A 20317-nucleotide genomic window follows, 5' to 3' on the forward strand; every position below is an offset into this window, starting at 1 on the left:
ACGCACCACCCGACTTCGCCAGAACCTTCGTGATCGCTGCCGTCAGAGACGTCTTGCCATGGTCCACATGGCCAATCGTCCCAATGTTGCAGTGCGGCTTCGTCCGCTCGAACTTCGCCTTCGCCATGTCGCGTCCAATCCTCGTCCCTGCCGGGGGGCGGTCCGCCGCCTGCCCGCACAGGATTGTGTTGACCGATATATGGTGTCGGAGACCCGTTTGCAGGGCCTAGCCGCGGAAGGCGGCTGGAGCGGGTGACGGGAATCGAACCCGCACAGCCAGCTTGGAAGGCTGGAACTCTACCATTGAGCTACACCCGCCCACCGAAACCGCGCGCTCCGCGCCTGACGGGATTGGGACACATGGAGGGGGTTGGATTCGAACCAACGTAGGCGCGAGCCAACGGATTTACAGTCCGTCCCCTTTAGCCACTCGGGCACCCCTCCACAGGGTGTCCCCGACCCTGATCGGGCGGGAGCCGGCGGACTATCCGAGAAGCAGTGGGGCTGTCAACGTGACGTGAGAGCCTGACTGTTGGCGGGGCGCCTTGCGGCGGGCGCCGCGATCGGCAGGATGCGGCCATGTCACCGCCCCGCAGGCCGCATGGCCCCCGCCCCACTGGCTCGTCCTCGGGCCCTGGAACCGGCAAACCCACACGCCCCCGCGCCTTTGACGGCAAGCGCGGCTGGAAAGGCGGGGAACCGCTCGTGGCGGATTCCGCCCGCAGCAGCCAGGGGCGCAGCCCATCCTTCAAAGCCCCGGGCAAGCCGCCCATGGCGCCCCGTCAGGCCCGCTTCAACGCGCCGCCCGAGCAGGGCGGGGAGCGGGCGCGCCATGCCGCGCCGCGCCGGCCAGAGGCGCCCGAATCGGCCTCGCGCGGCCGCACGGAGGCACCGCGCCGCGAATCCGCCGAGGAGCGCACGCCCGCCAACACCTTGTGGCTGCACGGCCTGCACGCGGTGGCCGCCGCCCTGCTGAACCCACGCCGGCGCCTGCGCCGCCTGCTGCTGACCGCCGATGCTGAAGCCGCGCTGACGGCCCGCCTGCCGCCCGGCACCTTCGCTGCCCGCAAGCTGCAGCCGGAGCGGGTGGAGGACCGGACGCGCTTCCACACCTTTCTGCCCGAGGATTCGATCCATCAGGGTGCCGCGCTTCTGGCCGAACCGCTGCCGGGGGTGGCGCTGGATGACGCGCTGAAGGCCTCCGAGGGGCCGGTGCTGCTACTCGATCAGGTGACGGATCCGCGCAATGTCGGCGCCATCCTGCGATCCGCCGCCGCCTTCGGCGCCGCCGCGGTGGTGGTGCAGGATCGCCACGCCCCGCCGGAAACGGGGGCGCTGGCCCGCGCCGCCTCCGGCGCCCTGGAGATCGTGCCGATGGTGCGTGAGGTGAATCTCGCCCGCGCCATCCGGCACCTGCAGGACGGGGGTGCCTGGGTGATGGGTCTGGCCGGGGAAGCCGAGCGTACGCTTGCCGAGGCCAAGCCCACGGACCGCCGCGTGGGCCTGGTGCTGGGGGCCGAAGGCGGCGGCTTGCGCCGCCTGCAGCGCGAGACCTGTGACGAGCTGGTCCGCCTGCCCATCAGCCCAGCGGTGGAGAGCCTGAACGTGGCGGCCGCCGCGGCCGTCGCGCTCTATGAGATCGGACGGGCCTGACGGACCAGGAAGGAAGCGGGGAGGAGGCGGATGGACGTCGTCGAGCAGATCCTAAGCACGCGACGGGCGGCCCTGCCCTTCCCTGACCTGGGCCCGGATACTCCGGGCGACGTGGCCGCCGGCTATGCGCTGCAGTTCCGGCTGGCACAGGCACTCGGCGCCGTACCGCCGGCCGGCTTCAAAATCGGCGCGACGGCCAAGGGGATGCAGGCCTATCTGGGCGTGACCCATCCCTGCGCCGGCTTCTGCCCTGCGGAGGGCCTGCATGAGCGCCAGGGCCAGTTCCGGCTGGCCGATTATCGGCAGGCCGGGGTGGAATGCGAGATCGGGGTGCGCCTGGGGTGCGACCTGTCGCACGGCGTTCATTCGCGGGAGGCCGTGGCCGATGCGGTGGAGCATGTCTTCGCCGCTATCGAGGTGGTGGACCAGCGCTACGAGGATTTCCTGGCGCTGGGCGCCCCCGGCCTGATCGCCGACCAGATGTTCCATGCCGGCGGGGTGGTCGGCGCCCCCGCCTCGGGCTGGCCAGGGCTGGACCTTCCAGCCACGCGCGGGCGCCTGCTGGTCGACGGGGAGGAGCGCGGCCAAGGGTTAGGCGCCGAGTTGCTGGGCCACCCGCTGGACGCGCTCGCTTGGCTGGCTGGCTCCCCGGCGGCCGAACTCTTCGGCGGGTTGCGGGCCGGTCAGGTGGTGTTCCTCGGCTCCGTCACGCCCACGCTCTGGCTCAGCGGCCCCTGCACGGTCACGGCCTCCTTCGACCAGCTGGGCGAGGCAACCGCTCGCTTCATCTGAACGGGGCGGCGCTCATCCGGGATTAATCTTTCCTGGGGAAACTGGCCGAGCACCCGAGAGGGGCAACACCGTGCCAGGAGGGCTTCCGGAAGAAGGAAACACCCCTTGCAGCCCTCCTCACATTCCGAGTCCGCCGCGGCTCCGGCGCCTAGCGCATGGCATGATCTTCCCGACGACCTGCAGCTCGTCCTGTCGCGGGAGGCGCTTCGGCGCGCCGCGGACACGCTGGCCGAGCATGCCGAGCTTCTGGCCTCGGAAATGGAGGCAGGCACGCTGCTGGATCAGGGCGGCCCCGATGCATTGCGACTTTTCGCGGCGGTCGTGCGGGCGACGAACCAGAACGGCTTCGCCACCGTCGGAAATGCTTGAATCTTCTGTCTTATAGCGCTCCGCGCCGCGGTCATGGATGACCCTCGGGCCCCGCAGGACCCAAGCCATGGACTTGCTGCACTGCAATACGCATCTTGAGCGCGGGGATAGGGAGGAACAGAAAAAAGGTTCCAAATCCCATGTTTATCGTATCGTCCATTGTTCTGGCTGGCCTCGTAGCCGCCGCGGTTGTTACCCGCCGCGCTCAGGAGTCCTTCAAGGAGTTCCGCGCCCTGCCCTACCTGCCGCAGGAACTCTGACAAGGCTCACCGGGGGCCTTTTCCCCGGCTTGAGCGGGGGTGGTGCCGGGTGAGGGGATCGAACCCCCGACCTTCGGTTTACAAAACCGCTGCACTACCGCTGTGCTAACCCGGCGCAGCCCTGGGAATGAGATTTCCAGGGCGGCCGCCGCAATCCACGACACACCACCGGCCGTCTGGCCGGGATTGCGTCGCCCACCGCGGCGATGGCAGGCATTCTACCGCCAGCCTGACCTCGCGGGAACCCCGTTCATTCCCGTACAAGCCTGCTGAAAACAGGCCACGTCCACCCTATGTTCACGGGCCATGGACACGCTGCCGCCCGTTCTCTTCCAGCCCATCCGCCGCCCCACTCCGGCAGGCGGAAAACCGCTGAAGGTCGTTTCCCCCTATGAGCCCGCCGGCGACCAGCCGCGCGCGATCGCGGAGCTTGTGGAGGGGCTGAGGGAGCGTGGTGAGCGCGATCAGGTGCTGCTTGGCGTGACCGGCTCGGGCAAGACCTTCACCATGGCCAAGGTGATCGAGGCGGTGCAGCGCCCGACTCTCATTCTTGCGCCGAACAAGACGCTGGCGGCCCAGCTTTACGGTGAGATGAAGTCCTTCTTCCCCGAGAACGCGGTGGAATACTTCGTCTCCTACTACGATTACTATCAGCCGGAAGCCTACGTCCCTCGAACCGACACCTACATCGAGAAGGACGCACAGATTAACGAGCAGATCGACCGCATGCGCCACTCAGCCACCCAGGCCCTGCTGGAGCGGCGGGATGTGGTCATCGTGGCCTCGGTCTCCTGCATCTACGGCATCGGCTCGGTCGAGACCTACGGCAACATGGTCGTGAAGCTCGAGATGGGCGGAAAAATCGACCGGGACGTGCTGGTGAAGGCGCTGGTGGAGTTGCAATACCGCCGCAACGACACCGCCTTCCAGCGCGGCACCTTCCGCGTGCGCGGCGAGACGGTGGATGTGTGGCCCTCGCACCTGGAGGACCGCGCCTGGCGCATCAGCCTGTTCGGGGATGAGGTGGACGGGCTGCGCGAATTCGACCCGCTGACGGGCGAGGTGGCAGGCGAGATGGAGCGCGTGGCCATCTACGCGAACAGCCACTATGTCACGCCGCGCCCGACGCTGATCCAGGCCATCCGCGACATCAAGCAGGAGTTGCGCGAGACGCTCGCCAGGCTGAATGCCGAGGGCAAGCTGCTGGAAGCTCAGCGTCTGGAACAGCGCACCACCTTCGACATCGAGATGATGGAGACCACCGGCGCCTGCAAAGGTATTGAGAACTACTCCCGCTATCTCTCCGGCCGGGGGCCCGGTCAGCCGCCACCGACGCTTTTCGAGTACCTGCCCGAGGGATCGCTGCTGATCGTGGATGAGAGCCACGTTACCGTGCCGCAGATCGGCGGCATGGCGAGGGGCGACTTCGCGCGCAAATCCGTGCTGGCCGATTTCGGCTTCCGCCTGCCCTCCTGCATGGACAACCGCCCGCTCCGCTTCGAGGAGTGGGACCAGTTCCGGCCCGAGAGCATCTTCGTTTCCGCCACCCCCGGTTCCTGGGAGATGGAGCGCACCGGCGGCGTCTTCGCCGAGCAGGTGATCCGCCCGACTGGCCTCGTCGACCCAGTGACGGAAATCCGCCCCGTGGAGGGCCAGGTGGACGACCTGCTGGCCGAGTGCCGCGATGTGATCGGGCAGGGTGGCCGCGTCCTCGTCACCACGCTGACCAAGCGCATGGCCGAGGATCTGACGGAGTACATGACGGAGACGGGCATCAAGGTCCGCTACCTCCACTCCGACGTGGATACGCTGGAGCGGATCGAGATTATCCGCGACCTGCGCCGCGGCGTCTTCGATGTGCTGGTGGGCATCAACCTGCTTCGCGAGGGGTTGGACATCCCGGAATGCCGCCTCGTCGCTATCCTGGATGCCGACAAGGAAGGCTTCCTCCGCTCCACCACCTCCCTCATCCAGACCATCGGCCGCGCGGCGCGCAATGCCGAGGGCCGGGTCATTCTCTATGCTGACCGCATGACGGACAGCATGCGCCGCGCCCTGGAAGAGACGGAGCGCCGCCGGGCCAAGCAGATCGCGTATAACGAGGCGCACGGCATCACGCCCCAGACCATCCGCCGCGATATCGCGGACGTGCTGCAATCGGTCTACGAGCAGGACTATGTGACAGTTGAGGCGGTGGAGGGCGACGCCACCGCGGAATTCGTGGGCAAGGACCTGCGCGCCAGCATCGCGGAGCTGGAGCGCCGCATGCGCGCCGCCGCGGCTGATCTGGAATTCGAGACGGCGGCCCGCCTGCGTGACGAGATCAAGCGGCTGGAGAACCTGGAACTCGGGCTCGACGTCCCTCCCCCATCAGGCCACGAGGCACGGCCGAAGGCAGACTGGAAGCCGAAGCCGCTCGGGCCAGGTGGTGGTGGCTACGACCCGGACAAGCGCAGCACCCGCACGGCATCGCGCGGGGCGCCGCGACGAAAGAAGGCCGGGTAGGATTCGGCACGGGCCGGGGTGGTCACCACCCCGGCCCGTGCCGTTTCTGCAGGTCAGTTCGCCATCTGCAAGGCAATCGGGCCGATGTCGCTCTCGTCCAGGGCGGTTCCCTGTATCTGGCGCTTGGCCGAGCGAATCCCGAGGCCATGCGCCAGGAGCTAGGATTGGCCGGAGAACTGCGGCGCTACCCTAGGTTAGCAGCCCGCATGACCTTCCTCGTGCCCGAGCCATGACTCACCCATCCAGACGCACATCCGCGTTCCGCGCCACCTCGCGCCATTTCGCGATTTCCGCCCGCACGAAGGCATTGGCTTCCGCCACGGTCTGGGGCGCGGGCGTGCCACCGAGTTGAACCATGCGCGCGGCAAAGCCCGGTTCACGGAGCAGGGCCGTCACGTCGGTGTTGATGCGGCTCACGATGGCATCGGGCGTGCCCGTCGGCACGCAAAGCCCGCCCCAGCCGATCGCCTCGTAGCCCGGCAGAGTTTCGGCGATGGCGGACACCTCGGGCAGCTGGGTCGCGCGGGTGGCGGAGGTGACGCCCAGGGCCTTGACCCGGCCGGACTGCACATGCGGCAAGGCGCTGGCGACGCTGTCGAACATCATGGGAATATTGCCGGCGATCAGGTCCGCCATGGCCGGGCCGCTGCCGCGATAGGGCACATGGGTCAGCTTCACACCGGCGCGGCTGCTGAACAGCTCCGCCGACATGTGCTGCGAGGTGCCGGGCCCCCCGCTGCCATAGTTGATCCCGCCCGGATTGGCCTTGGCCGCCGCGATCAGCGCCGGCACGTCCTTCGGGGCGAAAGAGGGGTGCGCCACGATCATCAGCGGCACGGTGAAGACGGTGGTGATGTAGGTGAAGTCGCGCTCCGCGTCATAGGGGAGGTTGCGGATGACGCTGGGGTTGATGCCGTTGGTCCCGCTGGTCGAGGCAACGAGCGTGTAGCCATCGGGCGCGGCGCGGGCGCCGGCCTCGGTCCCCACCACGCCGGCACCGCCCGCCCGGTTCTCGACCACGACCCGCTGCGGCCATTTGCCCGATAGGGCCTCCGCGAGCAGCCGGACGATCGTGTCTGTCGCCTGCCCCGGCGGAAAAGGGATGAGAAGGCGGATCGGCTTTGCGGGCCAGGCCTCCTGCGCAGCGGCCGTATGGAAGGCGGGAAGGGCCAGGGCTGCGCCCATCAGGGCACGGCGGCTAGGGCGGATGGTCACGGCGTTGTCTCCCGGCTTTGCCCTGGCGGGAGTAAGAGAGGCTGCGGACGCTCGCAACCTTCGGCATGCACCTTATGGTTTCGCATAATTATTGTCGTTCGTAGACCTCCCAGGGAAAGAACGGCTGCCCCATGAATGCCGGGAAGAATCTGCGGAGGCCCATTCGGGAAGCGCCGGACAGCCTGCCGGCCGATTCTTTGCACGGGGAGGGAAATATGGGTGGCCAGCCCCTCACAGAGGCCACTCCCGAGTGTCACTAAGCGGCAACGCGCGCGGACCGGCCCTCGGCAAGAGCCCGGGCCGGACTGAAACCCCGTGCCGGTTGCGGCCTTGTAAAATGGCACAAGCAGGCGCGGAACTCAGGTATGATCGGCAGGGCCTGGAGGCTTATCAAGGACGCGATTTCGGGCTTCGTGGAGCACGAAGCTATGACGCGCGGTGCCGCCATCGCCTGCTACACCCTGTTCTCTATCGCCCCGCTCCTGGTCGTGTCCGTGGCCATTGCGGGCTTCTTCTTCGGGCAGGATTCCGTGAGCGAGGCCGTCTCCGCCCAGCTCACCGGCCTGGTCGGAAAGCAAGGCGCGGCAGCGATCGAGGAGGTCATGAAGGGCAGTGCTGGCGGGACGAGTGGCAAGGGCATCGCGGCCCTGATCGGCTTCGGCATCCTCTTCGTCACTGCCTCCGGCGTCTTCGCGGAGTTGCAGGGTGCCCTCAACGTCATCTGGCAGGCGGAAACCAAGCCGGTTTCCGTCTCGGCACTGGTCAGGGCCCGCGCGCTGTCGATCGGGCTGGTGGCGGCTACCGGCTTCCTGCTGCTGGTTTCGCTCATGGTCAGCGCCCTGCTTTCGGCCTTCAGCGGCTGGATCACGGGGTTCCTGCCAGCGCTCGAGATCCTGCTGAAGGTGGTGAACTTCGTGGTCAGCCTGGGCATGGTCGCGCTGCTCTTCGCCGCCATCTACAAAATCCTGCCCGATCGCCAGCTGAGCTGGCGGGACGTGGCCGTGGGCGCTGCGATCACGGCCTTCCTGTTCAGCGTCGGGAAGACCGCGATCGGCTGGTATATCGGCGGCAGCGGCATGGCCGAGGATTACGGCGCGGCAGGCGCGCTGATCGTGGTGCTGGTCTGGGTTTACTATTCCGCCCAGGTATTTCTGCTCGGCGCCGAATTCACCCGCGCCTGGGCCGCACGCGAGGGCGGGTGGAAAAATCTCATGACGCGCCGGGCCGCGGAGCCCATCGGGGCCGACGCACCCTGAGGAGCCACGGCGGCAGCCGCAGGTGAGCATGGCAGGTTGATCAGGCCGAGCCGGAGGCTGAAGCCGCCGTCCAGCCTGCCCATACAGCGCTGCCCCGCTATGCCGCCTTAAGTCCGCCCATCCCGTTCCACCTTGCCGGGCCACCCGGCCGGCCTGCCGGCGCACAGCAGGTCGCCGGGCCCACCCGCACCGCCCTGACCGGGCCTGGCCGAGGCGCTCCCCTACCCTTCTCGCGCAATGCGGCGGCAATGCTCCAGCGCCGCCTCGATCAGGTTGTCGCTGGCCTCGGGCGTGCGGAAGGCGGAGTGGGCGGCGAGGGTGGCATTCTCCAGCTTCGAGAAGAAATGCCCCGCCGGCAGCGGCTCCTCCGCATAGACATCGAGTCCGATATGGAGGAGCGCGCCGCTCTCGACCGCCCTCGCCAACGCCGCCTCATCTGTAAGGGCGCCGCGCGCGGTGTTCACGAAGATGGCGCCGGGCCGCATCTTCGCGATGCGCTCGGCGGAAAGAAAGCCGCGCGTCTGGTCATTCAGCAGCAGATGCATGGAGACGACGTGGCTTTCGGCCAGCAGCGTGCCCAGGTCGGTGAACTCCACCCCCGGCGCCTCGCGCACCGTGCGGTTCCAGGCCAGGACGCGCATGCCTGCACCGTTGCAGAGCCGCGCCATTTCCGCCCCGATGCCGCCGAAGCCGATCAGCCCGACCGTCTTGCGCGTCAGCTCCACGCCATCCGTCCGCAGCCATTTTCCGGCGCGGATGCCGCGGTCCATGAAGGCGATGCCCTTGGCGGCAGCCCACATCAGGGCGAAGGCCATCTCGGCCACCGCCGTATCGCCATAGCCCTTGATGATATGGACCTGGATGCCGCACTCAGCCTCCAGCTCCTCCGGATTCATGTAGCTGCGGGCACCGGTGCCGAGAAAGACGACGTGCTTCAGCGAAGGAATCCGCTTGGCGATCTCGGTCGGCAGGCCGGTGTGGTCGATGATCGCGATCTCGTGCCCGGCCAGCACTGCAGGCAGCTCATCCGGGGTGACGTCGGGGTTCAGGTTGATGGTGACGGGCATGTCGTCTGCCCGGCGCAGCTTCTCCATCACGGACGCCAGGGCGCCCCCGGCATCGACGAAACAGGCGCGCATTGATCGGTTCCCTCAGGCTTTCGTCATCCTAGTGCCGGACCCGGGAAACGCCAGCAATCCGCTGGCGGACGCCGCGCCTGGAGCGGCACCAGGCTTCTCAGGCGTCCAGTTCCTGCATGATCTCCTCCAGGATGCGGTCGGCGCCCTTCAGCTTGCGGTTGGCGCGGGTCCACATCTTCTGCAGCATCGCGCGCCAGTTCGGGCCGACAGGCGGCGTCACCGCCGCATCAAGATTGCGGTCAGTGAACCGGTCCACCGGGCTGCCCGCTTCGTCCTGAACCTCGATGTAATAGCCTTCGGATTCCCTGCCGAAGACGATGGTGGCGCGGGAGAAGGCGAGGGTGATGTCCTCCTCGCCGCTGCCGGGCGCCCATTCCAGCACGTCGGCCATGGTCTTGTTGTAGAGCTTCCTGACAAGCTCCGCGTGTCTGGCGGCCGGGCGGTCTGACATGGTCCGGTACTCCCTTCGTCCCGCGATTGCTGCGGCGACCATCCGATCGATCATCGGCGCGCAGGATGGAAGTCGGCTTGGCTTTGGTCTAGCTCCGGCGCGGCCAGGCGAACATCAGCTCGTGCTTGTTGTGCGCCCCGTGGAACACCGCCCCGCCCGGGATGGCGGCGAAGGCGGCGGCCGTCTCGTGGTCCGTCTCGCCCTGGAACTTGATGGTGACGACGATGTTCTTGGCGGCCCCCGCCTCCATCCAGCGTCGCACCAGCCCGAGAAGCCGCGCCGGGTAGCAGATGACGTCGCTGAACAGCCAATCTACCGGGAAGGGATCGAGGCCGAAGGCGCTCTCCTTTCGCACGGCCACATTGGGCAGGGCGGCGACGCGCGGGTCCATCTCCGCCTTGTCCACCGCCGTCACCTGGGCGCCGAGCTGCGCCAGCGCCCAACTCCAGCCGCCCGGCACGGCGCCGAGGTCGAGGCAGCTTTCACCTTGCGCGGGCCAGCGGCCGAGGCGGGTCAGCGCCTCCCACAGCTTGAGATAGGCGCGGCTTGGCGGTCCCTCTCGATCCTCCACGAAGACCGGGGCGCCGTTGACAAAGGGGCTGCTCTTGGTCGGGCTGGCCAGCAGCCGGTCCGGCGCCAACAGCGTCCAACCGCCGAGATGAGAAGTGGGCGCGGGCTGGGGGAAGATGATGGGCTTGGGCCGCAGCACCGGCAGGGCGTCGCGGATCAGGGCGGCGCGACGATGATGCGCCACCTCCAGCAGCGCCCAGTTGCGCTGGATGGCGCGCAGGGCGTCTGCGGCAGCCTTGATGGAGGGGGCCGGGATTTCCCGCGGCGCATCCCACACATCCAGCGCCCAGGGCGTAGCGTTCGGGCCTTCGGGCACAGGATCGGGCGACAGGGCGAGCGGGCCGTGCCAGCCGCCGATGCGGCGCCCTGCGCGGCGCAAGTCCTCCGTCAGCTCGGGCTCAAAGCCCTCCGCCGCCAAATAGGCGGAGCGGATCATGCGCGGTTCACAACGGCTGCGACCGCCAGGAGCAGCCAGCCCAGCATCAGCAGCATCCCGCCCGTGGGCGCCACGGAACCAAGGCTGCGACCGGTCAGCGCCACATACCAGACGGCCCCGCAGAACAGGATCATGCCGAGCAGGAAGGCGGCCCCTGCCCCGTTCACCACCCAACCACCCCAGCGCTCCGCCAGGATGCCGGCGGCGATCAGGGCCAGGGCATGCCAGCCCTGTTGGGTCAGCGCATTGTCGATCATGCGGGTGCGGGCCGGGTCGAGCGTCAGCCCATGGGCGGCGTAAGCCGAGAGGCCGACGGCGAGAAGGCCGGCCAGCGAACCGGCCGCGATCCAGAGACGGGACATGCGCGGGGATTAGCAGAAACGGCAGGCGGGAGGCACCCCGGCTTGCCGGGGGCAGGCGAGCGGTCCTATTGCCCACCCGTTCCGCAACGAAAGCCCGAAGCCGCGATGATCAAGCTCGCCAGCCGCCTGGACAAGGTCGCCCCCTCGGCTTCCGCTACCATGACCCAGCGGGCGCGGGAGCTGGCCGCGACGGGACAGCGGGTGATCAGCCTCTCCCAGGGCCAACCGGATTTCCCAACCCCGCCTCATGCCGTCGAGGCCGCCCATCGCGCGGCGCTGGAGGGACAGACCAAATACCCGCCCATCGCCGGAACCCCCGCGCTGAAGGAGGCGATCCAGCGCAAGTTCCGGCGTGAGAACCGGCTGGACTACGCCATGGACGAGATCCTCGTCTGTAACGGCGGCAAGCAGGTTCTCTACAACGCGATGATGGCGACGCTTGATCCGGGCGACGAGGTGATCATCCCCCGCCCCTTCTGGATTAGCTATGCCGACATGGCCGTGGTGGCCGGTGGCGTGCCGGTGCCGGTGGACTGCCCGCAGCAGAACGGCTTCAAGCTGCGCCCGGAGGATCTGGAAGCCGCCATCACCCCGCGCACCCGCTGGGTGATCCTGAATTTCCCGAACAACCCGACCGGCGCCGCCTGCTCCCGCGCCGAGATGCGGGCGATCGCCGACGTCATCCTGCGCCACCCCCATGTGATGGTGCTGACGGACGACATGTATGAGCACCTTCTCTATGACGGCTTCGAGTTCTGCACGATCGCCGAGGTGGAGCCCGCGTTGCGCGACCGCGTCCTGACGGTGAACGGCGTCTCCAAAACCTATGCGATGACGGGCTGGCGCATCGGCTATTGCGGCGGCCCGCGCGACCTGATCCGCGGCATGACGAACATGCAGGGCCAGTCCACCAGCGGTGCGTCCATGATCAGCCAGGCGGCCGCGGCCGCGGCGCTGGACGGGCCGCAGGACCTGGTGAAGGAACGGACGGAGTCCTTCCGCGTCCGGCGCGACATGGTGGTGGACCTGCTGAACGCCGTGCCGGGCTTCCGCTGCCATAAGCCGGAGGGCGCTTTCTACCTGTTCCCCGATGTCTCGGGCTGCATCGGCCGCACCAGCCGCGGCGGACGGCGGATCGGGACGGACGCCGACTTCGCCATGGCCCTGCTGGAGGAGGCGCGGGTCGGCACGGTGCAGGGTGCGGCCTATGGCATGAGCCCACACCTGCGCATTTCCTACGCCGTGGATGTGGAGAGCCTTCGCGAGGGCTGCGCGCGTATCCAGGAGTTCTGTCAGGGGCTGCGCTAAGCCGCGCAGGCCGCACGGCGCGTCAGGCGCTTGATACGCCCGGCGCGCGGACGGTGCCTCAGGTCAGGATGAAGTCGCTGCCGCCAAGCGTGCTGACATCCTGCACGGTGACGAGGACCTCGCCCGTCGCGGCGATCCGCACCACCGTGTCATGCGCCGCATCGCCCACCAGATCGGCCGAGGAGTCCAGAGTCAGGTCGTCGAAGGAGAGGTGGCCCGACAACCCGATCCGGTCCGAGCCCCGGTCGAAGTCGAGGACGACATCCGCCGCCTCGGTGCCGGCGCCACCATCGCCAGCGGCGAACATGAAGCGGTCGGCGCCAGCGCCGCCGGACAGGATGTCGGCCCCCACGCCGCCCCACAGGGTATCGCCGCCATCTCCGCCCCGGAGGTCGTCATCCCCGCCGCGGATAACGCCGGTGCCGGTGGCCATGATCCGCCCGCCGGCATCACCATAGAGGATATCGGCCCCCGCCCCGCCGATAAGCGTGTCACTGCCGGCCGTGATGGTGCCTCCGGCCGCGATCACGTCGCCCATGGCGTCGCCATAGAGCCGGTCGTCGCCAACACCGCCGTTGAGGATGTCGTCCCCGCCGCGCAGCTCGGCGCTCATGCCGGCCCACATGCCAGCCCCGGCATCCCCGACGAGCGTGTCCCGGTCCTCGCCGCCGAGAAGGATGTCAGCGCCACCCCGGACCGCTCCCCCGATGCCGGACACGAAGTTTCCGCCGGCATCCCCGATGAGCAGGTCGCGTCCATGGCCACCTACAAGCCGGTCGGCGCCGCCCACGACAAGGGCGCCGATCGATCCCGTGATGCCTTCCGCCTCCATGTTCTGGCCAGCATCGCCGATCAGCACGTCGTTGTTCCGGCCACCATTCAGAGTATCGGCCCCGGCGCGCAGGACAGCGTTCGAGAAGCCAGCATAGATCAGCGTGCCGGCATCTCCGTACAGGTGGTCCCGGCCGTCGCCGCCATCCAGGCGATCATCCCCGCCGCGCACCTCGCCCCGGGTGAGGGCTTCCATCCGCGCGCCGGCGTCGCCGAAAAGTCTGTCGTCCTCACTGCCCCCGATAAGCAGGTCGCTTCCGCCGCGCGCCAGGGCCCGCGGCCCTAAAGCGTCGAGATTCGTGCCACTGTCGCCGTAAAGGACGTCGTTGCGACTCCCGCCTTCCAGCCGGTCATCGCCACCGATGATGGTTGCAGCGGCGCTCGCGACCATTTGGTCGTCGGTATCTCCATAGAGATGATCGCGCCCCTCCGCCCCCTGAAGCTCGTCGTCAGCCCCCCTCCCGCTCCGGTCGAGGCCGGGAACGCCGATGAGCGTGTCGGGACCAGCGCCGCCCGTCTGGAGCTCGGTACCGGCCTGGATGCTCAGGAGGAGCTCGGGGCTGATTGTCGTGAGGGTGTTCGCCATTCGTGATGAATCCTGGTTCGGGTCCCCGAAGGCCGGGCCGGATCACGCCGCTGGACGCCGGGGCTCACTGCAACCAACGGTTGAACATCCATATTGGTTAGCTTCAACCAGATTACATAAAATCCATTCTCGGCAGCGGCTGTCGCTTCGCCAGTCAGCAGCAACACGGCAGGCCTCCCTTCCGGAAAGCCGCCCCGAGAGGGGGGGAACGGGCCCACTGGCGTATCGTTTGCTTTCCGGTTCGGCTGGCGGGCATCGTTCCGCGCCGGGTCGGGGGAAGAGGCAGCATGGTAATCGGAGCGAAGCGGCTTAGCCGCTTGATCGGCACAGCGCTGGCTCTGGCCGGGATGATCCTTCCGTTGGCGGTGCGGGCGCAGGTGGCGCCGGGGCCAACGATCGCGAACATCCGGGCCAAGGGCTATCTTGACTGCGGCGCCAACCCCGGCTCCGCCGGCTTTGGCGTACCAGACAGCCGGGGCGAGCATCGCGGCATGGACCCGGATATCTGCCGCGCCATCGCCGCGGCCGTGCTGGCCGATCCTGCCAAGGTGCGCTTCACCGTGCTGACGAGCCAGGCACGGATTCCAGCGCTGCAATCCGGGCAGGTGGATATCGTGGCCCGCACCTTCACCTGGACCATGGGGCGCGAGGCCGGGTCGGGGCTGCAATTCGGCCCGATCACCTTCCATGACGGCCAGGGCTTCATCGTCCACCGCTCTGCCGGGATCGAGCACGCCGCGCAGCTTAATGGCGCAACCATCTGCGTCAGCGCGGGATCCACCAATGAGCTGAACCTGGCGGACTGGGCCCGCGCCAATCGGCTGGCCATCCACCCGCTGGTGTTCGAGAGCAACGAGGATACGCGGAAGGCCTATGCCTCCGGTCGTTGCGACAGCTACTCGTTGGATGCCAGCCAGCTCGCCGGCTTCCGCACCACCTTCGCCGATCCGAACGAGCATGTGATCCTACCGGAGATCATCAGCAAGGAGCCGCTGGCCCCCGCCATCCGGAAGGGCGACGCGCAATGGTATGATGTGATGCGCTGGACGGTGTATGCGCTGATCCTGGCGGAAGAGCTGGGCGTGACCCAGGCCAATATCGAAAACATGCTGGAGAGCCCGAATCCGGAGATCCGCCGTCTGCTCGGCACCACCGGTGATTTCGGCCCCTCGATGAGCCTGGATCGGCGCTGGGCCTACAATGCGATCCGCGCCGTCGGAAATTACGGCGAGATCTTCGACCGGCACCTGGGCAAGAACTCACCAATCGGGCTGCGCCGCGGCCTGAACGATCTGTGGACCCGCGGCGGCATCCTCTACGCCCCCCCGATCCGCTGATGTGCGAGGGGATGGGGAGGACTCATCCTCCCGGTCTCTTTCATCTTCGGCGTCGCCTGCTCCCCCTTCCGGCTGGGCGCCCCGCACAAGGTCCTGTTAGCGCTTGAGCCTGCCCAGGGTGGCGGCGATTAGAGGACGCCAAGAAGGAAGCACGCGGTCCTCTCGTAGCGGGCTGCGACTGCGCGCCACTCCTTCAGCCTCGCCCAGAGGCGTTCGACGCGGTTACGGTTGTTGTAGATCCATGCTGGACAGAAGATGGGCGCCTCGTTCCTCTTCGGCGGGATAGCGGGCGGTACGCCTCCACCAGTGGCTCCAGCACAGCCTATTGCTCGTCCGTCAGCACCATAGCCGCCCCTCCAGAAAGGCGGCTTAACGCCAGCAGAGCATCAGCGTTTAGGCGCCAATAGACCCTCGCGACAGTCTTCCGACGTTAATGCTGGTGTTCGGGCGGCGCGAACAAGACCAGTTCCACGCGCTCCGAGCCCTCGACATATGCATCGTGCCCCGGCGGGATCTCAAAGAAGTCACCGGGCCCGATCCGGGTCTCGACGCCCGTGTTGAGCATGCGAACTACCAATTTGCCGCTGAAGCAATATCCGGTGTGGCGCATCGGGCAGGAGGCGGGTGAGCCTAGCAACGGCTTCTCGTCGGCCTCCCAGGTCCAACCAGGCTCAAAGATCGCGTGCATTCCAGCGGTACCGTCGGCCATCCGGATGATAGAGATGCGGCCATGATCTTTCATGTCCAGCAGCTGATCCGGTGTCTCGAAGCGCCTGATTTCGATCTCGGACGACATGGCTCGACCCCACGAATGTTGCACGGCTAAAATGAAAGCGGCGAGTAAGGCGCACCTTTATCTGGGCTAAGCGCCTTCAACAGGCGACGAAGCGTTGCCCCATCATCCTACACTCCGCCCGTTCCTTGACGCGACCGACAATTTCGATCGTGCTTGTGTCGGCGTATGCTGCTAGGTGCTCACCTGCCCGTGATACAGGCAGCACTACCGCGCTCCAGAAAGGCAGCTCAACGCGCACCTATGCGCGGACTTCAGGCGCTAACAGGCCCTAGAATGGGACTGCTTCCGGCGGCTCCCGGGCCTCAGAAGGACACCCTCCAGCCCAGCACGGCAATCGCTGCATCGGCCTTGTCCTCTCGGCTCTCACCGCCGACGCTGCGCTGGTATCCGACATCCAGGCGGAAGTTCAGCGGCAGGTCACGGCCGACCGAAACCTCGAAATAGCTCGCGCGCGGGACGGGGTTCTGGCTGCGCTTCCGCTCGTCACGCTGGAAGCCGATCGTCGCGCGCCAGGGGCCAGACTTGGTCTGGGCACCGACCGTGGTGAAGCGGCGGCGCTCATTGGCCGTCACTGGCTCATAACTGCCAGTTCCCATGCCGAACTCATTAAGGATCTCCGGTCCCTCCTCCCGCGGACTGCCGCCGGCACCCCGGAACTGGACGAATTCGCCAAAGAGCAGAGTGCGGATATCGCTGGTCCAGCGGATCTCGTGCCGCAGCCCGAAGGCCAGGCCCGTTTCACGCTTCGTCCCATCCACGCCCGGGCCGCGCGAGAGGAAGGCTAGATGGTATGAGGTATTAGGCAGGAAGGGCATGTTGTCGCCGTCAAGCGCAATGGCGACATTGTCGAACTGGCCGGTATTGCCCGCCCCGCCCTGACGGCGCGAATTGCGGGAATAGCGCTCGAAGCCGGGCGTGCAGCAGCGTTCGCGGGTGAAGGCGGTCTCGCTCAGGAAGCTCGTGTCAAAGCCGAAGACGGCGACGGAGATGTCGTGGTCGCCGAAGCGGACATCGGAAAGATAGGTCGCCGTGCCGCCGACGCCGACACTCTCCCGAATGAGATAGACCTCATGCGCCCGTACATCGAGCAACAGCCCGGGAAAGTCATGATGGCCGCGCCCAAATGGCGCCGAGAACTTGCCGCCATAGACGGTCAGGCGATCGGAGGGCCGCCAGTCCAGGCGCAGTTCCTCAACATAGGCTGCTTGGTAGCGAAACCCGACCGTACCGCCATTCGGCTCCACCTCGCCCACAGGCTCGAAGTGGATGACGTTCTGGATTGACCACTCCGGGGAGAGAAACAGACCAGTCGCAATCTCCCCCCGGGCGAAGATGTTGGTGCCCTTCTGGCGACGATCCGTGGCGGAGGTGGTGGATTGGGAGAAAATGCGCATATCCACCTCCCCCGCGATCTGCGGGTAGAGGCGCACGTCATCCGTGGCGGGCGCGGCCGCGACCTGAGCGGCGGCAGGCGCGGCCGCCAGGGCAAGGGCGGCAAGAAGTGCACGCATCATGTGTCGCCACGCATGGCCGGCACGATCAGGCCGGTGTTGTGGCGGATCAGTGCCTCATAGGTGGCGGCCGGGCCGCCGGGTGGAGAGAGCGCGTCGGAGTAAAGACGGCCGCGCACCTGCACCCCGGCCTCGCGGGCCAGACGATCCAGAGTGGCGGTGCTCGCCATGTTCTCAAGAAAGACCGCAGTGATTCGCTCGGCGCGGACCTGCCGGATCAGCGCCGCGACATCGGATGCGGAGGGCTCGGAATGCGTGCTGATACCCTGCGGCGCGAGAAAGGTGATGCCATAGGCGTCCCCAAAATAGCCGAAGGCATCATGGCTGGTGAGCACCTTGCGACGTTCCTGGGGAACGGTCCCGATCGCTGCGCGCGTCTCAGCATCCAGCGCGGCCAAGCGGGTCATGTAAGCCTGGGCATTGCGTGCATATAGGGCGGCATTGCCCGGGTCAGCGGCGGAAAGGCCCGCCGCGATGTTGCGGACATAGACCTGCACATTCCGCGGGTCGCCCCAGGCATGCGGGTCGGGCGTTCGGCTGGGCTCGACCGCGTGGGGCCGGCGGCGGGCGGCGCCGCTTCCGTGGGAATGGCCATGTTCCGCCCCACCCTCGGCCGCGCGGATCCGGGCCCCCTCAGTGGCGACGGTCGTCGTCCCGCGGAAACCCGCAGCACCGATCAGGCGGCCGAGCCAATCGTCATAACCCAGTCCGTTACGGACCAGCAGGGCGGCGCCACGCAGCTTCTCCGCGTCGGATGGACGTGGCTGAAAGTCATGCGCGTCCCCATCCGGGCCCACGAAGACGCTGAGGCTGAGGGGCCGCTCTCCCGCGACTTGGTGCAAAAGGTCGCCGAGGATGGAGAAGCTTGCAACAACCGGCAGTGCGGCCTGCGCACGGGCCGTGCGAAGAGCAGGCAGAGAAAGGGCAGCGGCGAGAAGGACGCGTCGCTTCATCATGGGCCTCAGCTTACGTTATAACATTACGTATTTCGAAGCGGCCTGCCTTTGCAAGGGAAGACCTCGAGCCCCGCGCTTGAAAGGCCGGCCTATGCTCTCTCGGTCAATCTCGCCGCCACAGCCGGCGCAGGCGTTCCCACCACCCGCCTGCCCGGTTCCGCCGCGCGATCGTGGCCTGGGTCGCATGGGGGCGGCGGGCCGGGGGTGGCAGAGCGCTGGCTACGGTGTGCCGGCCGGAATCCTGCAGGGCAATCAGCCGCTGCTCCAGCGCGATGACGCCCGCCACCGCTTCAGGCGGGTGGGAGGCGGCGAGTTGGTCGGCGGTGGCGCCGGCATCCTCAAAGGCGCCCGCACGGCGCAAGGCATCGATGACCCGAACTGTCTGCTCGGCATCGAGCGGCGGGCCGGCCCGCCAGAGGGCGACCGCATCGCCACGCCAGGCGCGGGCCAGGTCGGGCTTGCGCGCGTCATCGGCCGCCCAGGCGGCCTGCAGGGTCGCCTCCGCTGCGGCGTGCAGGGCCCCGGTTTCCTCCAGCACATAGGCATAGGCCAGGAAACGGCGGGAGAGCGGCGGATGAGTCGTCTCGGCGATCAGGGCGCGGAAGGGCGCAGTGCCCACGGCCTCGATCGCGGCAGGATGGGCATGGGCGATCTCGGGCGCGACATAGCCGCAATGCGGGCATTGCTGCAGCCAGGAGGCCATGGTGCTCCGCAGCGGCTCGCCAGGGCGCAGGTCGAGATCCGGCGCGCCCTCCGGCGGAATAGGGCGGAAACGCGTCTGGCGGCTCTCCGTCCCGCAAACGGCGCAAATCACCTCGGCCGGGCGGTTCGCAGCGGCCCGCGGCCCCGGTTGGGGGCCGTTGCGGGCGGCGTGGGACGGGCCAGGTGTGGGACGGGACATGAGCAACTTATACTAGGGTCCCGAGGCCTCTGCGCGAAGGGGCTTCCGAAATCACCAAGACGGGTGGCCCACCCCGTTGCGTCCCCGCCTCCTCATGCGACAAAGATGGGCCATGCCGCGTGGCGACCTTTTTCCAGACATCGCACCCTATGAGACGGGACTGCTGCCACTCTCCCCCGCTGGGGCGGGCGGGCCAGCCCATGTCATGTACTGGGAGCAGGTGGGCAATCCCCGTGGCCAGCCTGTCCTGTTCCTGCATGGGGGCCCCGGAGCCGGGGCCGGAGCGGTGCACCGGCGCTTCTTCGACCCGCTGCACTGGCGCGTGGTGATCTTTGACCAGCGCGGCGCCGGCCGTTCCCGCCCGCTGGGGGAGTTGCGCGACAACACCACGCCCCGCTTGGTGGAGGATATCGAGACACTACGCCGCTTCCTCGGAATTGATCGCTGGCTGCTCTTCGGCGGGTCCTGGGGATCGACGCTCGCGCTGGCCTATGCCCAGGCACATCCCGAGCGCGTGGCTGGCTGCGTGCTGCGGGGCGTTTTCCTGGGGCGGGCGGATGAGGTGGATTGGTTTCTCTACGGGCTGCGCCGCGTCTTCCCCGATGCCTGGGCGGCCTTCGCGGAGCATGTGCCGCCGGCCGAGCGGGGCGACCTGCTCAGCGCCTATATGCGGCGGCTGACGGATCCTGACCCCTCCGTGCACATGGCCGCCGCCCGCGCCTGGAGCAATTACGAGGGCCTGTGCAGCACATTGCTGCCGAGCCCGGAGACGGTTGCCTCCTTCGCGCAGGACCGCTCCGCCCTCGGTCTGGCGCGGATCGAGGCGCATTACTTCGTCCATAACCTGTTCCTGCCGCCCGAGGGGCTGCTGGCCGGCATGCACCGCCTGGCGCATGTGCCGGCCGAGATCGTGCAGGGGCGCTACGACATGGTTTGCCCGCCGGTCTCGGCCTTTGAGCTGGCCGAGGCCTGGCCCATGGCGCGGCTGACCGTGGTGCCGGATGCCGGACATTCAGCACTGGAGCCTGGAGTACGGACGGCGTTGGTGGCAGCCGTGGAGCGATTCCGGCGGCGCTGACCGCC

At 67.8% G+C, this 20317-nt stretch carries 19 protein-coding genes, 3 tRNA genes and 1 pseudogene; 8 read left to right on the plus strand and 15 right to left on the minus strand.

Going from position 1 to position 20317, the window contains the following annotated elements:
- From ACO1BU_RS26985 to ACO1BU_RS26995, 3 genes are all read right to left on the minus strand, one after another.
- Positions 1-127 (minus strand): GTP-binding protein (locus ACO1BU_RS26985; RefSeq protein ID WP_424139111.1); only part of this gene is annotated, 127 nt, incomplete at its 3' end.
- Between the two features lie 117 nt (positions 128-244).
- Positions 245-318: transfer RNA gene (locus tag ACO1BU_RS26990), tRNA-Gly, on the minus strand.
- A gap of 43 nt (positions 319-361) precedes the next feature.
- Positions 362-444: transfer RNA gene (locus ACO1BU_RS26995), tRNA-Tyr, on the minus strand.
- Positions 445-771: 327 nt separating this feature from the next.
- Between ACO1BU_RS26995 and ACO1BU_RS27000 the strand changes: the two genes are divergently transcribed.
- From ACO1BU_RS27000 to ACO1BU_RS27010, 3 genes are all read left to right on the plus strand, one after another.
- A complete protein-coding gene (locus ACO1BU_RS27000; RefSeq protein ID WP_424139112.1) occupies positions 772-1653 on the plus strand; it encodes a 23S rRNA (guanosine(2251)-2'-O)-methyltransferase RlmB in 882 nt (293 codons plus the stop codon).
- Positions 1654-1683: 30 nt separating this feature from the next.
- Positions 1684-2445, plus strand: coding sequence for a 2-keto-4-pentenoate hydratase (locus tag ACO1BU_RS27005; protein WP_424139070.1), 762 nt, complete (start codon positions 1684-1686; stop codon positions 2443-2445).
- A 105-nt stretch (positions 2446-2550) separates the two neighbouring features.
- Positions 2551-2814 carry an SPFH domain-containing protein gene (locus tag ACO1BU_RS27010; RefSeq protein ID WP_424139071.1) on the plus strand — a complete coding sequence of 88 codons (264 nt, stop codon included), beginning with the start codon at positions 2551-2553 and terminating at the stop codon, positions 2812-2814.
- A 300-nt stretch (positions 2815-3114) separates the two neighbouring features.
- Here ACO1BU_RS27010 and ACO1BU_RS27015 read toward each other — a convergent pair.
- Positions 3115-3189, minus strand: a tRNA-Thr gene (locus ACO1BU_RS27015).
- A 191-nt stretch (positions 3190-3380) separates the two neighbouring features.
- On the opposite strand from ACO1BU_RS27015, the gene uvrB reads away from it, so the two are divergent.
- Positions 3381-5579 (plus strand): excinuclease ABC subunit UvrB, encoded by a 2199-nt coding sequence (gene uvrB / locus ACO1BU_RS27020; RefSeq protein ID WP_424139072.1) that lies wholly within the window; start codon positions 3381-3383, stop codon positions 5577-5579.
- A gap of 234 nt (positions 5580-5813) precedes the next feature.
- Here uvrB and ACO1BU_RS27025 read toward each other — a convergent pair whose 3' ends face one another.
- The gene (locus ACO1BU_RS27025; protein ID WP_424139073.1) at positions 5814-6794 is read right to left on the minus strand and encodes a Bug family tripartite tricarboxylate transporter substrate binding protein; all 981 of its coding nucleotides are present in this window, start codon (positions 6792-6794) and stop codon (positions 5814-5816) included.
- A 365-nt stretch (positions 6795-7159) separates the two neighbouring features.
- Here ACO1BU_RS27025 and ACO1BU_RS27030 point away from each other — a divergent pair, with 365 nt between their 5' ends.
- Positions 7160-8050, plus strand: a complete 891-nt coding sequence (locus tag ACO1BU_RS27030) for a YihY/virulence factor BrkB family protein (RefSeq protein WP_424139074.1) — start codon at positions 7160-7162, stop codon at positions 8048-8050.
- Between the two features lie 221 nt (positions 8051-8271).
- Here the strand turns inward: ACO1BU_RS27030 and ACO1BU_RS27035 are convergent, their stop codons facing one another.
- The 4 genes from ACO1BU_RS27035 to ACO1BU_RS27050 form a co-directional block, all read right to left on the minus strand.
- Complete coding sequence (locus tag ACO1BU_RS27035) at positions 8272-9189, minus strand: NAD(P)-dependent oxidoreductase (RefSeq protein WP_424139075.1); 918 nt, start codon at positions 9187-9189, stop codon at positions 8272-8274.
- A gap of 97 nt (positions 9190-9286) precedes the next feature.
- Positions 9287-9640: a hypothetical protein gene (locus ACO1BU_RS27040; protein WP_424139076.1), complete on the minus strand. Its 354-nt coding sequence runs from the start codon at positions 9638-9640 to the stop codon at positions 9287-9289.
- Between the two features lie 88 nt (positions 9641-9728).
- A complete protein-coding gene (locus ACO1BU_RS27045) occupies positions 9729-10646 on the minus strand; it encodes an SAM-dependent methyltransferase (protein WP_424139077.1) in 918 nt (305 codons plus the stop codon).
- Positions 10643-11008, minus strand: a complete 366-nt coding sequence (locus ACO1BU_RS27050) for a DUF423 domain-containing protein (protein ID WP_424139078.1) — start codon at positions 11006-11008, stop codon at positions 10643-10645. The genes ACO1BU_RS27045 and ACO1BU_RS27050 overlap by 4 nt, the downstream gene beginning before the upstream one ends.
- 105 nt (positions 11009-11113) lie before the next feature.
- On the opposite strand from ACO1BU_RS27050, the gene ACO1BU_RS27055 reads away from it, so the two are divergent.
- Entirely contained in the window at positions 11114-12316 is a 1203-nt protein-coding gene (locus tag ACO1BU_RS27055; RefSeq protein WP_424139079.1) for a pyridoxal phosphate-dependent aminotransferase, read from the plus strand.
- 58 nt (positions 12317-12374) lie between these two features.
- Here ACO1BU_RS27055 and ACO1BU_RS27060 read toward each other — a convergent pair whose 3' ends face one another.
- Positions 12375-13733, minus strand: a complete 1359-nt coding sequence (locus ACO1BU_RS27060) for a calcium-binding protein (RefSeq protein ID WP_424139080.1) — start codon at positions 13731-13733, stop codon at positions 12375-12377.
- A gap of 287 nt (positions 13734-14020) precedes the next feature.
- Here ACO1BU_RS27060 and ACO1BU_RS27065 point away from each other — a divergent pair, with 287 nt between their 5' ends.
- A complete protein-coding gene (locus ACO1BU_RS27065; protein ID WP_424139081.1) occupies positions 14021-15070 on the plus strand; it encodes an amino acid ABC transporter substrate-binding protein in 1050 nt (349 codons plus the stop codon).
- 96 nt (positions 15071-15166) lie between these two features.
- Here the strand turns inward: ACO1BU_RS27065 and ACO1BU_RS27070 are convergent.
- From ACO1BU_RS27070 to ACO1BU_RS27090, 5 genes and pseudogenes are all read right to left on the minus strand, one after another.
- A pseudogene (locus ACO1BU_RS27070) lies at positions 15167-15369 on the minus strand (transposase); the annotation flags it as partial.
- A 131-nt stretch (positions 15370-15500) separates the two neighbouring features.
- Positions 15501-15866: a cupin domain-containing protein gene (locus ACO1BU_RS27075; protein WP_424139082.1), complete on the minus strand. Its 366-nt coding sequence runs from the start codon at positions 15864-15866 to the stop codon at positions 15501-15503.
- Positions 15867-16168: 302 nt separating this feature from the next.
- Positions 16169-17377: a hypothetical protein gene (locus ACO1BU_RS27080; RefSeq protein WP_424139083.1), complete on the minus strand. Its 1209-nt coding sequence runs from the start codon at positions 17375-17377 to the stop codon at positions 16169-16171.
- The gene (locus ACO1BU_RS27085; protein WP_424139084.1) at positions 17377-18330 is read right to left on the minus strand and encodes a metal ABC transporter solute-binding protein, Zn/Mn family; all 954 of its coding nucleotides are present in this window, start codon (positions 18328-18330) and stop codon (positions 17377-17379) included. The genes ACO1BU_RS27080 and ACO1BU_RS27085 overlap by 1 nt, the downstream gene beginning before the upstream one ends.
- 106 nt (positions 18331-18436) lie before the next feature.
- Complete coding sequence (locus ACO1BU_RS27090) at positions 18437-19234, minus strand: hypothetical protein (protein ID WP_424139085.1); 798 nt, start codon at positions 19232-19234, stop codon at positions 18437-18439.
- Positions 19235-19346: 112 nt separating this feature from the next.
- On the opposite strand from ACO1BU_RS27090, the gene pip reads away from it, so the two are divergent.
- Entirely contained in the window at positions 19347-20312 is a 966-nt protein-coding gene (pip, locus tag ACO1BU_RS27095) for a prolyl aminopeptidase (protein ID WP_424139086.1), read from the plus strand.
- The last annotated feature ends 5 nt before the right edge of the window (positions 20313-20317 follow it).

Origin of the sequence: Roseomonas chloroacetimidivorans (assembly GCF_049629625.1) — a bacterium.
Lineage (GTDB): Bacteria > Pseudomonadota > Alphaproteobacteria > Acetobacterales > Acetobacteraceae > Roseomonas > Roseomonas chloroacetimidivorans.